This is a genomic window from Vibrio sp. 16, from assembly GCF_963681195.1.
GTDB classification, from domain to species: domain Bacteria; phylum Pseudomonadota; class Gammaproteobacteria; order Enterobacterales; family Vibrionaceae; genus Vibrio; species Vibrio sinaloensis_D.
The window spans coordinates 1458459-1471756 of sequence record NZ_OY808997.1; the positions used below are offsets into that span (position 1 = coordinate 1458459).

General features: G+C 45.7%; 15 protein-coding genes. All 15 read right to left on the reverse strand.

Features of this window, described 5'->3' with window-relative positions:
• Positions 1-22: 22 nt before the first annotated feature.
• The 15 genes from U9J37_RS06420 to yceD all read right to left on the reverse strand — a co-directional run bounded on the left by U9J37_RS06420 (position 23) and on the right by yceD (position 13197).
• Positions 23-445: a hypothetical protein gene (locus U9J37_RS06420; RefSeq protein ID WP_005472964.1), complete on the reverse strand. Its 423-nt coding sequence runs from the start codon at positions 443-445 to the stop codon at positions 23-25.
• A gap of 217 nt (positions 446-662) precedes the next feature.
• Positions 663-2093 (reverse strand): PTS glucose transporter subunit IIBC, encoded by a 1431-nt coding sequence (gene ptsG / locus U9J37_RS06425; RefSeq protein WP_005473102.1) that lies wholly within the window; start codon positions 2091-2093, stop codon positions 663-665.
• A gap of 446 nt (positions 2094-2539) precedes the next feature.
• Positions 2540-3307, reverse strand: coding sequence for a TatD family hydrolase (locus U9J37_RS06430; RefSeq protein ID WP_005472989.1), 768 nt, complete (start codon positions 3305-3307; stop codon positions 2540-2542).
• Complete coding sequence (gene holB, locus U9J37_RS06435) at positions 3298-4260, reverse strand: DNA polymerase III subunit delta' (RefSeq protein ID WP_005473038.1); 963 nt, start codon at positions 4258-4260, stop codon at positions 3298-3300. The genes U9J37_RS06430 and holB overlap by 10 nt, the downstream gene beginning before the upstream one ends.
• A complete protein-coding gene (gene tmk, locus U9J37_RS06440) occupies positions 4260-4892 on the reverse strand; it encodes a dTMP kinase (protein WP_005473072.1) in 633 nt (210 codons plus the stop codon). The genes holB and tmk overlap by 1 nt, the downstream gene beginning before the upstream one ends.
• On the reverse strand, positions 4889-5905 hold the full coding sequence (mltG, locus tag U9J37_RS06445; RefSeq protein WP_005473014.1) for an endolytic transglycosylase MltG: 1017 nt from the start codon (positions 5903-5905) through the stop codon (positions 4889-4891). Before mltG ends, tmk begins: the two co-directional genes overlap by 4 nt.
• A complete protein-coding gene (pabC, locus tag U9J37_RS06450; RefSeq protein ID WP_039483081.1) occupies positions 5902-6705 on the reverse strand; it encodes an aminodeoxychorismate lyase in 804 nt (267 codons plus the stop codon). Before pabC ends, mltG begins: the two co-directional genes overlap by 4 nt.
• 101 nt (positions 6706-6806) lie before the next feature.
• Entirely contained in the window at positions 6807-8048 is a 1242-nt protein-coding gene (fabF, locus tag U9J37_RS06455) for a beta-ketoacyl-ACP synthase II (RefSeq protein ID WP_038134104.1), read from the reverse strand.
• Between the two features lie 90 nt (positions 8049-8138).
• Complete coding sequence (gene acpP, locus U9J37_RS06460; protein ID WP_004406112.1) at positions 8139-8372, reverse strand: acyl carrier protein; 234 nt, start codon at positions 8370-8372, stop codon at positions 8139-8141.
• Positions 8373-8678: 306 nt separating this feature from the next.
• Positions 8679-9413, reverse strand: a complete 735-nt coding sequence (gene fabG, locus U9J37_RS06465; RefSeq protein ID WP_038134689.1) for a 3-oxoacyl-ACP reductase FabG — start codon at positions 9411-9413, stop codon at positions 8679-8681.
• A gap of 27 nt (positions 9414-9440) precedes the next feature.
• The gene (fabD, locus tag U9J37_RS06470) at positions 9441-10364 is read right to left on the reverse strand and encodes an ACP S-malonyltransferase (RefSeq protein ID WP_038134102.1); all 924 of its coding nucleotides are present in this window, start codon (positions 10362-10364) and stop codon (positions 9441-9443) included.
• 81 nt (positions 10365-10445) lie between these two features.
• On the reverse strand, positions 10446-11426 hold the full coding sequence (locus tag U9J37_RS06475; RefSeq protein WP_038134099.1) for a beta-ketoacyl-ACP synthase III: 981 nt from the start codon (positions 11424-11426) through the stop codon (positions 10446-10448).
• 6 nt (positions 11427-11432) lie between these two features.
• Positions 11433-12458, reverse strand: coding sequence for a phosphate acyltransferase PlsX (gene plsX / locus U9J37_RS06480; RefSeq protein ID WP_322414041.1), 1026 nt, complete (start codon positions 12456-12458; stop codon positions 11433-11435).
• 10 nt (positions 12459-12468) lie between these two features.
• Positions 12469-12639 carry a 50S ribosomal protein L32 gene (gene rpmF, locus U9J37_RS06485; RefSeq protein WP_004414666.1) on the reverse strand — a complete coding sequence of 57 codons (171 nt, stop codon included), beginning with the start codon at positions 12637-12639 and terminating at the stop codon, positions 12469-12471.
• A 30-nt stretch (positions 12640-12669) separates the two neighbouring features.
• The gene (yceD, locus tag U9J37_RS06490) at positions 12670-13197 is read right to left on the reverse strand and encodes a 23S rRNA accumulation protein YceD (protein ID WP_038134092.1); all 528 of its coding nucleotides are present in this window, start codon (positions 13195-13197) and stop codon (positions 12670-12672) included.
• Between the last annotated feature and the right edge of the window lie 101 nt (positions 13198-13298).

Sequence of the window (13298 nt, forward strand, 5' to 3'; positions counted from 1 at the left end):
GATCCCCCCTATTGCAGCCAACTTAAAACGAGTACTTAATGCCCAGTGCTCCACCAACTTGTAGCTTCGCGCCTGAATACAAGTCCAACTCTGGGTGGATTTGGCCATACATGTTCCAACCTTTACTGATGTCCCACTTTAAGCCAAGTGGTAATCGAGCGCCGAACTCCTTACCTTCCCACTCGCTCCAACCGCCTACGCCAACGTACCATGATACGGGCATACTTTGATCAAACTCGCCACGCGATATGATGTAATCAAAAGCACCGCCATCGTTACCAATGGTAAAACGATACTGGTTATCGATTTCAACCACAACACTCAGGTCTTGGTCCAATGCCATCCCTACCGACAAGTCTGTTTTTTGTGGTTCATCAGCACTAGAAGAAAAAGAAACAGCCAAAAGTAGTGTCCCTAGTGCACCTGAAAAGAGCGCTTTGTTCATACAAACCCCATATCTTAGACAATATAAAACAGCGTACAATTATCCTGTATCAGGCCTCCTTAGTGTCAGACAAAAGTTAATGTGCCGCAAAGATGCCTCCTACAAGAGCAGCGATTTGTAACAAACCAAAACATACGTCGCGAGTCTCTGACTTTAGTACAAACGAAAAAAAGGAGGCCTAAGCCTCCTTTTCGCAATTTAGATGAGTAGGTGGGAATTAACCGTGGTTACGGATCCACTCATCCATTTCAGTTTTCAGGTTGTCAGACTTAGTACCGAAGATAGCCTGAACACCACCTGCTACAACAACAACACCCGCAGCGCCTAGTTGTTTTAGCTTGTCTTGGTCAACTGCAGCTGTGTCAGCTACTGCAACACGTAGACGAGTGATACATGCGTCTAGACCAGTGATGTTTGCTTTACCGCCAAATGCAGCAACCAACTCACCTGCTAAGTCAGAACCTGTCGCAACAGATGCTTCTTCAGATTCGTCTTCACGACCTGGAGTTTTAAGGTCCATCGCTTTAATTACAGCACGGAACACTACGTAGTAGATTGCAGCGTACACAACACCTACAGCAATCATCAGACCCATCTTCTGTGCGTTACCAGAAAGAACTAGGAAGTCGATTAGACCGTGTGAGAATGAAGTACCGTGTACAAAACCTAGAGTGTTAGCCACTACGTATGCAGAACCCGCTAGTAGAGCGTGGATACCGTATAGCACAGGAGCTACGAATAGGAATGAGAATTCGATTGGCTCAGTGATACCGGTTAGGAATGAAGTCAGTGCAGCAGACGCCATGATACCCATTACTTTCGCACGGTTCTCTGGTTTAGCAGAGTGAGCGATAGCGATAGCAGCCGCTGGTAGACCGAACATCTTGAACATGTAACCACCTGCTAGCTGACCGAAGCCGTTGCCCGCAGCACGAGATGCTTCATCAGCAACTAGGTAACAAGTTAGTACGCCGTTTTGAGTTTCACCTGCAGCGTTAACACAAGTACCTGCTTCGAAGAAGAATGGTACGTTCCATACGTGGTGTAGACCGAATGGGATTAGTGAACGCTCAACGATACCGTAGATACCAAACGCAACTTGTGGGTTTTGGTGAGCAGCCCAGTCAGAGAATGATGCAATCGCACCACCGATTGGAGGCCATACAACAGACAGTACGATACCTAAACCGATCGCTGTGAAACCAGTGATGATTGGCACTGCACGCTTACCAGCGAAGAAGCCAAGGTATTCTGGAAGTTGAATTTTGAAGAAACGGTTGAATGCCCAAGCAGCCACACCACCGACAAGGATACCACCTAGCACACCTGTATCGATTTTTTCAACACCCATAACACCAGCCATAACGCCTAGTGTTGCCGTCATGATGCCGTAACCAACGATTGCAGCAAGACCTGCTACACCGTCGTTGTTAGTAAAGCCAAGTGCAACACCAACTGCAAATAGAAGTGCCATTTGGCCAAATACTGAGCCACCCGCTTGTTCCATTAGGTTAGAAACGATATCTGGAATGAAGCTTAGGTCGGCAGCACCTACACCTAGTAAAATACCTGCAACTGGTAATACTGATACTGGTAGCATCAGAGCTTTACCAACTTTTTGCAGGTTAGCAAAAAGGTTCTTAAACATGTTTATGCTCCTGAAAAGTTTATAAGATTTATTGGGCTCTAACGGCACACCCCCGTAGCCTTAAATGTTAGCACCCAGAAAAAATGTAACCACTTATGTCACTATATTTTCTGGCTCTAAATATATATTGAGGGTTAACAGTCTTACTAGCGGGTTACGAAATTAAGTTTCAAACTAATAGATAGATCACAATAAAAACCGCATACTGAAATGCTTTACAAGCATGGTAAACATTTGTTTTTAAATAACTATTTTGTAAATACGATTAATTTCACCGAGTAAATAAAATAGGCAGCATTGTTATTTTATGTAACAAATTTACAAAAGTGATATTTTCAGCTCTCAAGTTCAACAAAATTAGTAAACAAAGCCAACCAAACGCTTGCGTGTGATCTAACTTACAAAAAAAAGGAGCTCTCGCTCCTTTTTTAATCAACTTTCATTTTCTATCTCAAAAAAAGATTTCTAAAGTTTTCGCTGGTTTTTTCTCCAACTTCACCAAGAGAAAGGCCTTTCAGCTGCGCAATGTAGGAAGCAACCTCGACGACATACGCCGGTTGGTTCTGTTTTCCTCGATGCGGGACAGGAGCCAGATACGGAGAATCAGTTTCGATAAGAAGTCGCTCTAAAGGCAGCGCTTTGACGACCTCTTTCAGCTCTGTTGCCTGTCGAAAGGTAACGATACCCGAAATCGAAATGTAAAAACCTAAGTCCATCGCAGCTTCAGCAAACGCAAGATCTTCAGTGAAGCAGTGGATGACCCCACCACACTTCTCGGCACCACCATTACGCAATATATCGAGTGTATCTTGCCTAGCGTTACGCGTGTGAATGATGAGTGGCTTGTTCAGTTTTACCCCAAGTTCAACCTGCTGCTCAAATCGCAGTTTTTGTAAGTCTGCAGTTTCTGGCTGATAGTGGTAATCCAAACCTGTTTCGCCAATGGCAACAACACGAGAGTGAGCAGCGTAGTCATGTAATCGGTCCAACGCAAAATCGCTTTCTACGTCGAGTGGGTGCACACCACAAGAAGCATAGACGTTGTCAAAAGGTTCTATCATTTCCAACATCTTTGGAAAAGAGTCTAACGTTACCCCTACTGAAAGAAGCTCTGTAACGTTTGCCGCTTTCGCTTTAGCGACCACATCAGCAATGCCGGTGTGGAGATCTTGATAATCAAGCTTATCTAAATGGCAGTGTGAGTCTACGAACATGTTTCCCCGTTAAATCTAAATAACCAATCCAAAATGAGCAGCTCACTGTTGAGCCCTGAATGCTGACGCAACTGGTCGATGAGAGCACTTAACGCCTTTGTCTGCTGATAAAGAATATCGTAGCTAACTAGCTCAGACAGCCGTTTTGCCCCAGGGACAAAAAACGGCATGTTGACAGAAAAATGGACTTTTTGAGCATCAGTGAGTAAATACCACAACCAAAGCAAGGTCTCATGAGGGTTGTTTGCCAACGCTTTCGCCAAAGATAAGCTGTCACCCGACAGTTCAACAACCTGAATCAAGCTCTGCTCGACTTTGAGGTACTCTTGCTCTTTCTCCTGCTCTACAAACTGTAGTGTGTTTAGTGGCGCATTGCTATTTAAGTGCGCCGCGTACTCAGGTACAGAGCGGCTGGTCTGCTCTGAGATCCACTGAGTCACCATCTCAGAGTTAGGAGGAGTGACTTGCCATTGCTGACAGCGACTCGTGATAGTGGGCAACAGGCCATTACTACGGTGGGTAACCAGCAGGAACATACAGCTTCCGGAAGGTTCTTCAAGAGTTTTCAATAACGCATTAGCAGCAGATTCATTCATCGAATCTGCTGGCTCAATCACAAATAAGCGAAGACCGCCTAATTGAGACGATTCTTGTGCTTGTCTATTACACTGGCGAATTTGATCGACTGAAATGGCTTTGCCTTCTTTTTCAGGTTGGACAATATGATAGTCAGGATGACTACCAGACTGCATAAGCTGACAGCTATGACAAAAACCGCATGCCTCATGGTCATAATTGCTGCACATCACAGCACGGCTAAAGTGTTCAACAATCTGCTCAGCACCCAAGCCTGGTTTTGCGGTCAACATCGCTGCGTTGGAAAAGCGACCATTTTGCAAACTCGCCTGCCACTCTTGCCAAAGCTCAGATAACCAAGGGTAAAGCGTCGTCATTACAGTGTATCCATCCAAGAGCGTAATGCGATTTTTATATCCGCTGCCACCTTATCGATGGTTTGCTCAGCATTGACTACCATGACACTCTCGTCTGCATTTGCCATTTCAAGGTATCGTTCGCGTGTTCGATCAAAGAAACTCATGTCCATTTTCTCGATACGATCCAACTCTCCACGTCCTCGCGCGCGTTCAAGCCCAACTCGTGGGTCAAGATCGAGATAGATGGTCAAATCGGGTTTAAAGTCACCAAGCGTTGTCTGCTTTAAAGACGCCATTGTCTCTTTGGCAATCTGACGTCCTCCTCCTTGATACGCCTGAGAGGACATATCGTGACGGTCGCCCACAACCCAAGTACCCGACTCTAATGCAGGCTTGATAACATTCTCGACCAATTGAACGCGAGCGGCATACATAAGCAGCAGCTCAGTCATATCTTGCAATATCTCACCGTCGTGCTCTTGCTTGACGAGAGTGCGCAGTTTCTCAGCTAACACGGTTCCACCAGGTTCGCGAGTGTTTTTGATACGTTCAACGCCCGCTTGCTTTAGAGTCTCCATCACTGCATTAATGGCAGTGCTTTTACCCGCGCCTTCTAGGCCTTCGATAACGATAAATTTAGCTTGGCTCATTGGTTACTTCTTAATTGTTTTAAATAGGCTCGTACAGCACGGTTGTGTTCTGCCAATGATTTCGAGAACACGTGGCCACCTTTACCACTGGCAACAAAATAGAGATAGTTGCTCGCCTCTGGATTGAGTGCCGCTGCAATAGAGGCTTCTCCCGGCATCGCAATCGGTGTCGGTGGTAAGCCAAAAATTGTGTATGTATTGTATGGTGTCGGTGTACGAAGATCTTTTTTGCGAATATTGCCGTCATACTTATCGCCCATCCCGTAAATAACGGTAGGATCAGTCTGCAAACGCATACGCTTATTGAGGCGGTTAATAAAGACAGAAGCAACACGCTCTCGCTCTTCTTCTACTGCTGTCTCTTTTTCAATGATAGACGCAAGGATTAACGCTTCATAAGGCGTCTTTAACGGTAAGTCCTCTTGTCTTTGTTGCCATTGTTCATCAAGAATAGCCTGCAGTTTAGAGGAAGCACGCTTCAAGATATCGAGATCCGAGGTGCCAAACGTATAGTGATACGTTTCTGCAAGCATTAACCCTTCTAATTTATCATGTTCAAGGCCAAGTTTTTGAGCGATCTCTGCTTCACTTAAGCCCAACATTTCATGCTCTAAGTACTCAGCTGTTTCGAGTGCTTGGCGCCACTCCTTAAACGTTGAACCTTCAACAAAAGTAATTGCAAATTGGTGTTCTTTGCCAGACTTAAGTAATTCAAGAGTCTGAGCTAAGGTAGTATTGGGTTCAAGTAAATAGGTTCCCGCTTTTAACTGAGTTAGCTCAGGGTGAAAACGGCGAACAAGTTTGGAGAAATCACTCCCTGCTATGATTCCCTTTTCAGTTAACTGAGATAACACACGGTTGAAACCGGTTCCTGACTTGAGAGTAAAGATTTGCTCTTGTTCGATATTGAGAGGCTGAGCGATATACTGCTCAACTTGTTTAGTGACATAGCCATAACCTGCCGCCGCAGCAAGCGCGACCAACAGTAAAAAAATAGTGATTTTTTTAATCACGACAGGGCCTTCTCCTGAATAGTTCTTGTAAGTTTTCCAATTAAAAACGTCTGCTTTTCGATTGCAGAGACAGGCGCCACACCCAAAATGGAGTTAGTGACAAAAACCTCATCAGCCGCCAACAGATCTTCCATCACGTAGTCCGCCTCCTTAACAGAGACTCCGAGCTTAGACACTACGTCCAACACCACGCGACGCATAACACCATCGACACCCGCATTCGAAAGGCTAGGCGTATATAACACCTCACCCTTCAACCAAAACAAGTTAGCCATAGTGGTTTCAACAACCTTGTCATTGCAATCCAACGCAATACCATCGACGTAGCCTTGTTGCTCTATATCCGCTTTCAATAATATTTGTTCAAGACGGTTGTTATGTTTGTGCCCTGCCAACATTGGGTTAATCCCTAATCGCTTGTGACAGACACCTAACACAACGCCATCTTGACACCATTGTTCATAGTGAGACGGAAATGGAAAGGCGCTAATGGTAACATTTGATGAGGTCACTTGAGTAGGGCTATATCCGCGCCCTCCTTCTCCTCGGCTGATATGCAGTTTGAGACCAGCTTTCTCTTCGGTATTTGCCATTTGCTTGAGCCAACATTCGATCTGCCTCCAATCAGGAGATTCGATGCCAAGTAGCTTCAAACACGCGTCCATTCTTGCAATATGCCTGTGCCAATGCTGCACCTGCCCATGTCGGGTCAACATGGTGGTAAAACAACCATCACCATATTGAAACGAGCGATCTGTCAGCGCGACACAATCCTGCAACTCTCCATTGAGCAAATACATGTCATTCCTACGTCTGTGAAGATTTAAACGATTATTAAATAACAAAACGGCTTAATGCCAAAGCACTAAGCCGTTTTATTTAACAGAGTTGAAACCGTTCTTTAGATTTTTTTGAATACTAGAGAACCGTTAGTACCCCCGAAACCAAATGAGTTACAGATCGCGTAATCCATTGATACTTCTTTTGCCGTGTGTGGTACAAGGTCGATATCAAGACCTTCTTCTGGATTATCAAGGTTGATCGTCGGAGGGACGATTTGGTCAACAAGAGACATCACCGTAATGATAGCTTCTACTGAACCCGCCGCACCAAGTAGGTGGCCCGTCATAGACTTAGTCGAAGAAACCTTAACTTGTTTAGCACCTTCTTCACCCAGAGCACGCTTCACACCTTTGATTTCCGCAACATCACCAGCTGGTGTAGAGGTGCCATGTGCGTTTACATAGCCAACCTGAGTGCCAACGATACCCGCGTCACGCATTGCTGCTTCCATCGCTAGAGCGCCACCTGAACCATCTTCAGATGGAGAAGTCATGTGGTAAGCATCGCCCGACATACCGAAGCCAACCAGCTCAGCGTAGATTTTCGCGCCACGTGCTTTCGCATGTTCGTACTCTTCTAGAACCATCATGCCCGCACCGTCACCTAGAACAAAACCGTCACGGTCTTTATCCCAAGGACGAGACGCTTTTTGTGGCTCATCGTTACGAGTCGACAACGCTTTAGCTGCGCCAAAACCTGCCATACCAAGCGGAGTCGATGCTTTCTCAGCACCGCCTGCAACCATTGCATCAGCGTCGCCGTAGGCAATCATACGCGCCGCATGACCGATGTTGTGAAGACCAGTAGTACACGCCGTCGAGATCGCGATATTAGGACCGCGAAGACCACGCATAATAGATAAGTTACCTGCAACCATGTTAACGATAGTTGATGGAACGAAGAATGGGCTAACTTTACGTGGACCTTTTTCAACTAGTGCAGTGTGACCAGTTTCAATCAAGTCAAGACCACCAATGCCAGAGCCGATAGCGACACCTACACGAGGTGCATTTTCTTCGTTAATTTGTAAACCAGAGTCATCTAGAGCTTGAATACCCGCTGCGATACCGTATTGGATAAATAAATCCATTTTACGTGCATCTTTCTTAGACATGTACTCGGTACAGTCAAAGTCTTTTACCAGACCCGCAAAACGAGTAGAGAAGTTTTCGGCGTCAAAATGCTCGATATTTACGATACCACTTTGACCAGCAAGCAGGGCTTTCCAAGATGATTCTACGGTGTTGCCTACCGGTGACAACATACCCATGCCAGTGACAACAACACGACGCTTGGACACGATATTATTCTCCGGAAATGAAATGATTCTATGGAAGGATAGAAGGGTTAAAAAGAACACAGGCGGCCAGAAGGCCGCCTGGGGGAGATATTACTGAGCGCTGTTTACGTAGTCGATTGCAGCTTGAACAGTAGTGATTTTCTCAGCTTCTTCGTCTGGAATCTCAGTATCGAATTCTTCTTCTAGAGCCATTACTAGTTCAACAGTGTCTAGAGAATCAGCACCTAGGTCGTCAACGAATGAAGCTTCGTTTTTAACTTCAGCTTCGTCTACACCTAGCTGTTCAACAATGATTTTCTTTACGCGTTCTTCGATGTTGCTCATTTTTTCTTTTCCTTTACAGATTTCGCTCAATGCGATGATTCCGTAGTTTATTCGAACTACTGAAAGTTGCAAGGGGGACCTTGCTGGTCAAACCACAATTTTAGCGAATTTAACCGAAATTCAATACATTTTTGACTTAAATCATGCACAAATGTTGCGCATGTTCATGCCAGTTGTCACCAAATATAGGCTATTTTAGTGACATTCCCTAACTTGAATGATGACATTTTAGGTTAATTGACAAATTATGCAGAATTTTGAGTACTCTTTCGCTAAAAAGTTCACTTTCTCTGCGTAATGTATCAATTAAACCATGTACATGCCGCCATTTACATGCAAAGTTTCGCCTGTGATGTAAGCCGCTTCTGGTGAAGCTAAGAATACAACCGCAGACGCAATTTCACGTGGGTCACCTAAACGACCTGCCGGTACAGCAGATAATGTCGCCGCACGTTGATCGTCATTCAGCGCTTTGGTCATATCTGTTTCGATAAAGCCTGGGGCAACCGTGTTCACAGTCACGCCGCGAGAAGCCACTTCACGTGCCATAGATTTAGTGAAACCAATAACACCCGCTTTCGCAGCTGCATAGTTAGCCTGACCTGCATTACCCATAGTACCAACAACAGAACCTACGTTGATGATACGGCCAGCACGCTTCTTCATCATGCCACGCAGAACCGCTTTAGACATACGGAAGATTGGCGTCAGGTTAGTATCGATGATGTCATCCCACTCAGAGTCTTTCATACGCATAAGTAGGTTGTCACGTGTGATACCTGCGTTATTAACTAGGATATCAATCGCACCAAACTCATCGTTGATCGTCTTAAGTGTTGCTTCGATAGACTCTACGTTAGTTACGTTAAGCGCCAGGCCTTTTCCGTTCTCGCCTAGGTACTCACTGATTGCCGCCGCGCCGCCTTCAGACGTTGCTGTGCCAATTACTGTTGCGCCACGCTCAACAAGCAGTTCAGCGATTGCACGACCAATACCACGGCTTGCACCAGTAACTAGAGCAACTTTGCCTTCTAGGTTCATCATGTTCGTTATTCCTTTGTGCTTAAATTACTTAGCAGCGTCTAGAGATGCAGCATCGTTAACTGCAGCGCCACTTAGTGTCTTAACAATTCGTTTTGTTAGGCCAGTTAGAACTTTACCAGGGCCAAGCTCCAGTAGTTTCTCTACGCCTTGCTCGCTCATTAGCTGTACGCTCTCAGTCCAACGAACTGGGCTGTATAGCTGACGTACAAGCGCATCTTTAATTTTTGCAGGATCTGTTTCAGCAGCAACGTCGACATTGTTGATGACTGGAAGCTGAGGAGCATTGAATTCTAGCTCTTCTAGTGCTACCGCTAGTTTGTCAGCTGCTGGCTTCATTAGCGCACAGTGAGAAGGCACAGATACAGGAAGAGGAAGTGCACGCTTAGCGCCCGCTTCTTTACATAGCGCACCAGCGCGCTCTACTGCATCTTTGCTACCAGCGATAACAACCTGACCTGGAGAGTTGAAGTTTACTGGAGAAACAACCTCACCTTGAGCCGCTTCTTCACACGCTTTAGCGATTGATTCGTCATCAAGGCCGATAATTGCATACATCGCGCCAGTACCCGCAGGTACCGCTTCTTGCATCAACTGACCACGAAGCTGAACAAGTTTGATCGCTTCTTTAAAGTCGATAACACCAGCACATACCAATGCTGAGTATTCACCGAGGCTGTGGCCTGCAAGGTTTGCTGGTTGCTCAAGACCTTGCTCTTGCCATACGCGCCAAATCGCAACAGAAGACGCGAGCAAAGCAGGTTGAGTACGGTGAGTTTGATTTAAATCTTCTGCAGGGCCATTTTGAACAAGAGCCCATAGGTCGTAGCCCAGTGCTTCTGACGCTTCAGCAAAAGTCTGTTTTACCACGTCATGTTGTTCACCAAGTTCAGCAAGCATACCCACAGTTTGTGAGCCTTGACCTGGAAAAACGATAGCAAACTTACTCATTTTATTTTCCTTAAACTGGATTCTTTAAATCAAAGAAGAAAGAAAAGATGCCCTCAAAGGCATCTTAATTTTGAATTCTAATTAGAACTTAACGAGCGCCGAGCCCCAAGTAAAACCACCGCCAAATGCTTCTAGCAGTAGAGTTTGACCGCGCTGGATACGACCATCGCGCACCGCTTCATCGAGCGCAGTAGGAACGGTCGCCGCTGATGTGTTGCCGTGACGGTCTAATGTCACGACGACTTGATCCATTGACATCGCAAGTTTCTTGGCGGTCGCTGAAATAATACGTAGGTTGGCTTGATGAGGCACTAACCAATCTAGTTCAGATTTATCCATGCCATTTTCTTTTAGCGTTTCTTTTACCAAACGCGAAAGCTGAGTCACAGCCACTTTGAATACTTCGTTACCAGCCATATGCAGCCAGCTGTTAATGTCTTCGCTGTGTTCTGATTCGCTAGGCACTTTCTCATGACGGTCTGCAAACTTAAGGCTAAGTAGTTCACCGAAACGGCCATCAGCATTGATCGTCGTAGACAGAATACCCGGTTCTTCACTTGCGCCCACCACTACCGCACCGGCAGCATCACCAAAAAGGATGATCGTAGAGCGGTCGTTAGGATCACATGTCTTAGACAATGCGTCAGCACCAATCACCAGGATGTTTTTACAATGACCAGTTTTGATGTATTGATCAGCAACAGAAAGCGCGTAGATAAACCCAGAACATGCCGCAGCCATATCAAAGGCAGGACAATGCTTAATACCAAGCAGCGCTTGTACCTGACATGCCGCTGATGGGAAAGCGTGTGAGCCACTTGTGGTCGCTACAAGAATCATATCGATATCGTCTTTGTCGATACCTGCCATCTCGATAGCATTCTTCGCCGCTTGGTAACCCATGTCTGCAACAGTTTCATTTTCTGCCGCGATACGACGTTCACTAATACCTGTGCGAGTGACAATCCACTCGTCAGTGGTATCTACCATTTTCTCTAAGTCTGCGTTTGAACGCACCTGAGATGGCAGGTAGCTGCCAGTACCTAAAATTTTGCTATACATGAAGACCTAATAATGCCTCTCGAGTAAAACCGCTTCCAAACGATCGCTAATACGGCTGGGTACTTGTCGTTTGACCTCGTGCAACGCCTCACCAATTGCATTGATGACGGCGTTAACGTCAGCGCTTCCATGGCTTTTTATGACAATGCCGCGCAATCCTAGCAAACTTGCACCGTTATACTGGTCGGGGTTCAGTGTTTTTAGCTCATTAAATAAGCTGGAAAATAATTTTCTTGCAATCCAACCCTTTATAGATGAGGACATCATGCTCGATTTCAACTTATCTATAAAAAGTTGGGCTGTACCTTCGCAAGCTTTTAAACATACATTCCCCACAAAGCCGTCACACACAACGACATCTGCGGCGTCATGCAACAATTGATTACCTTCAATGTAGCCTACAAAATTGACCGACTGCGTAGCAGAGAGCATCTCAGCACAGCGCTTGACAAGATCGTTGCCTTTTATTTCTTCAGCACCAATGTTAAGGATCGCTACACGGGGTGGTCGTTGTAGGTATTGTTCCGCCAACGCACTACCCATTACCGCAAATTGGAAGAGCGAATCGGCATCACTAGAAACGTTCGCCCCTAGATCTAACATCCAGGTTTTGCTACCAGAAGCGGTTGGCAAAGCCGAAATCAAGGCTGGTCGCTCGATTCCAGGCAAGAGCTTTAAGCGAAAGCGTGATAACGCCATCAAAGCACCAGTGTTTCCTCCGCTAACACAGGCATCCGCATCGCCTTGAGCGACCGCATCAATTGCCATGCCCATGGACGTGCCGTTGCTATTTCTTAGCGCGAGAGACGGTTTTTCTGAGTTGGAGATCACTCGGTCACAGTGTTGAATGCTCAAGCGAGAGTCTGACTGATAACCAAGAGAAGATAATTGAGTTGTGATCGAAGTTTGATCACCTAGTAGGATCACTTTTAGCTCTGGGAAATGCGACAGTGCCTGCACGGCGGCAGGCACTGTAACGCGAGGACCGAAATCCCCGCCCATTGCATCAAGTGCAACGGTTATATTAGGCAAAGGTTCAACCTTACTTGTTGATAACCTTTTTACCACGGTAGTAACCTTCAGCAGTTACGTTGTGGCGTAGGTGAGTTTCACCTGAAGTTGCGTCTACAGAAAGTGCAGCTGTAGTTAGGGCATCGTGTGAACGACGCATACCACGCATTGAACGTGATTTCTTGCTCTTTTGTACGGCCATTGACCCTACTCCTATGTAAGTATTAAAGAATTACTTCTTTAAGCTTTTTAAAACGTCAAATGGATTCGGTTTTTTCTCTTCCACAATTTCTTCTGGAATTTCGCCAAACACCATATTATCTGAATCAACGCTACAGTCCGCTTCGTCGTGCATTGCAATTTGAGGCAAGTTTAGAATGAACTCGTCTTCAACTAACTGTATTAGGTCTAATTCACCGTACTCGTTCAGATCTACCAAATCGTACTCTTCCGGTGCTTCCTCTTCAGTCCTTTCACCGCGATACGGTGTATAGGTGAATTGGACATCGCACTCATGTGCGAAAACCTCATTACAGCGCTGACACTCTAAGTCGACTACGATGTTAGCTTTACCAGAGATAACAACGAGTCGCTGCTCATCTAAGTCAAATGACAGTGACACTTCGGCGTCGCGTTTAACGCCTTCGACCGACTCCACTAAGCGCTTAAAGAGACTAATTTGAATAATGCCTTCAACATCTAGTCGCTTCTGGGCAGCGCGCATTGGATCAATCGTACGCGGTATTTTTACCTTTTGCATAGGGCGCGAATTCTATCTTCCAAATCGTTTATAGTCAAAGAAAAAGGGCAAAAAAGTGGACTTTTTTTCCTTTCCAGCGAGAGAGCTAGTATCACAACCAT